The sequence below is a fragment of the Micrococcus sp. IITD107 genome (assembly GCF_041927415.1).
Classification (GTDB): Bacteria; Actinomycetota; Actinomycetes; order Actinomycetales; family Micrococcaceae; genus Citricoccus; species Citricoccus terreus.
On record NZ_JBHFFN010000016.1, the window covers coordinates 1 to 2,122 of the forward strand.

Genomic DNA, 2,122 nt, shown 5'->3' on the forward strand with positions numbered 1-2,122 from the left:
AGCGAGCTCAATCAACACATCTCGACCGATACTCACCGGCGACCCACCGGGCTCATCAGAACGAGACGTCATAGTAGTGTCGGTCACACCGGACAGATCAGCAGGCTGCCATCCCGGCCCGGGGAGCAGCCCTGAGAAGGAGGACGTATGAAGGCTCTGACATGGCAGGGGAAGCGCTCCGTGAGCGTCGAGGAGGTCCCGGATCCCCGGATCCAAGAGCCCACGGACGCGATCGTGCGGATCACCTCGACCGCCATCTGCGGGTCGGACCTGCACTTGTATGAGGTGCTCACCCCGTTCATGGACAAAGGCGACGTCATCGGCCACGAGCCCATGGGGATCGTGGAAGAGGTCGGCTCCGCCGTTACCCATATCAAGGCCGGGGACCGCGTGGTGATTCCCTTCAACGTCTCCTGCGGCCACTGCTTCATGTGCAAGCAGGGCTTGCAGTCGCAGTGCGAGACGACCCAGGTCCGGGAGTACAACAGTGGTGCAGCCTTCTTGGGCTACTCCCGCCTCTACGGTTCGGTGCCCGGCGGGCAGGCCGAGTATTTGCGTGTCCCACACGCGGACTACGGACCCATTAAGGTCCCGAACACCGGCGAGGACGAGCGCTACCTGTTCCTCTCCGACGTAGTGCCCACGGCGTGGCAGGCCGTGCAGTATGCCGCGCCCCCGTCGGGTGGCTCCCTGGCCGTGCTGGGCTTAGGCCCGATCGGTCAGATGTCCGCCCGGATCGGCCGGCACTTGGGCTACCGGGTGCTCGCGGTGGACCCGGTCGCCGAGCGGCGGTCCATGGCCGAACGCCACGGCATCGAGACGCTGGACTCCTCCGGCGACGTAGCGGAGCAGCTGAAGGACCTCACGGACGGCCGCGGTCCGGATTCCGTGGTGGACGCGGTCGGTATGGAGGCTCACGGCTCACCCGTGGCCGGTGCGGCCCATCAGGCGGTGGGGCTGCTGCCGTCCCCGCTGGGCCGCAAGGCGATGGAGACGGCCGGGGTGGACAGGCTCGCCGCACTGTACACCGCCGTCGACGCCGTTCGGCGCGGCGGAACGGTCTCCATCAGCGGGGTGTACGGCGGCATGAAGGACCCCCTGCCAATGCTCACGATGTTCGACAAGCAGATCCAGCTACGCATGGGCCAGTGCAACGTGAAGCGGTGGACCGATGACCTCTTGCCGCTTGTCGACGATCCTTCGGACCCGTTGGGGGTTCTCGACCTCAAGACGCACACCGCGTCCCTGGACGAGGCGCCGGAGATGTACGAGAAATTTCAGAAGAAGCAAGACGGCTGCATCAAGGTGGTGCTGAAGCCATAGTCTCCGCGGACGCGCGTCGCGCGACTTCGTAGGTGAACCGCACCGGGTTTGATGGAGACATCGATTACCCGGAGGATCGTTCCATGGGAGCACAGCGGAAGTACCCGCAGGAGTTGCGTGATCGGGCGACGAGGATGGCCATCGATGCTCGGAAGGACCCGGCGTCTCGGGCCGGGGCGTACTGGCGGATTGGGGAGCAGCTCGGGGTACATCCCGAGGCGCTGCGGATGTGGGTGCAAAAGGCCGAGGTGGACGGCGGTGTCCGTCCCGGCACCACGAGTGATGACGCGGCGCGTTTGGCTGAGCTGGAACGTGAAGTGCGGGAGCTGCGGCGGGCGAACACGATGGAGGATTCAAGCGGTGGGCGCAAGGAACTCTGCGAGCTTCTCTGATGGTGTCAGATAGCCCAGCGTCTTGCGGGGGCGTCCGTTGAGGCTGTCCTGGATCGCGTCCAACTCCTCGCGGCTGACGACGCTCAGGTCGGTGCCTTTGGGCAGGTACTGGCGCAGCAGGCCGTTGGTGTTCTCGTTGCTCCCCCGCTGCCAGGGCGAGTGGGGATCGCAGAAGTAGATCGGGATTCCTGTGGCGATGGTGAACGCGGCGTGCTTGGACATCTCCGCGCCTTGGTCCCAGGTGATCGTTCGGATCAACGAGGACGGCAGCTTGCTGATTGCGGCGCGCATCGCGGCCTGGACCTGCTCGGCGCTCTTGCCGTCGGGCAGGTGCAGCAGCAGTGTCATTCGCCTCGAGCGCTCAACGAGCGTGCCGACGGCGCTGCGGCTGCCCTCGCCGAGGATGG

3 protein-coding genes are annotated in these 2,122 nt (G+C 65.9%); 2 read left to right on the plus strand and 1 reads right to left on the minus strand.

Annotated elements, in window-relative coordinates:
* Positions 1–147 precede the first annotated feature (147 nt).
* Together ACEXHE_RS13415 and ACEXHE_RS13420 are read left to right on the plus strand one after the other, a co-directional pair.
* Entirely contained in the window at positions 148–1,323 is a 1,176-nt protein-coding gene (locus ACEXHE_RS13415) for a zinc-dependent alcohol dehydrogenase (RefSeq protein ID WP_374786172.1), read from the plus strand.
* A gap of 32 nt (positions 1,324–1,355) precedes the next feature.
* A complete protein-coding gene (locus tag ACEXHE_RS13420) occupies positions 1,356–1,715 on the plus strand; it encodes a transposase (RefSeq protein WP_374786173.1) in 360 nt (119 codons plus the stop codon).
* Here the strand turns inward: ACEXHE_RS13420 and ACEXHE_RS13425 are convergent.
* Positions 1,677–2,122 (minus strand): IS30 family transposase (locus ACEXHE_RS13425; RefSeq protein ID WP_374786174.1); only part of this gene is annotated, 446 nt, incomplete at its 5' end. The genes ACEXHE_RS13420 and ACEXHE_RS13425 overlap by 39 nt on opposite strands.

Coding starts and splice junctions, on each gene's coding strand:
- ACEXHE_RS13415 (WP_374786172.1), top strand. CDS start 148: ATGAAGGCTCTGACATGGCAGGGGAAGCGCTCCGTGAGCGTCGAGGAG.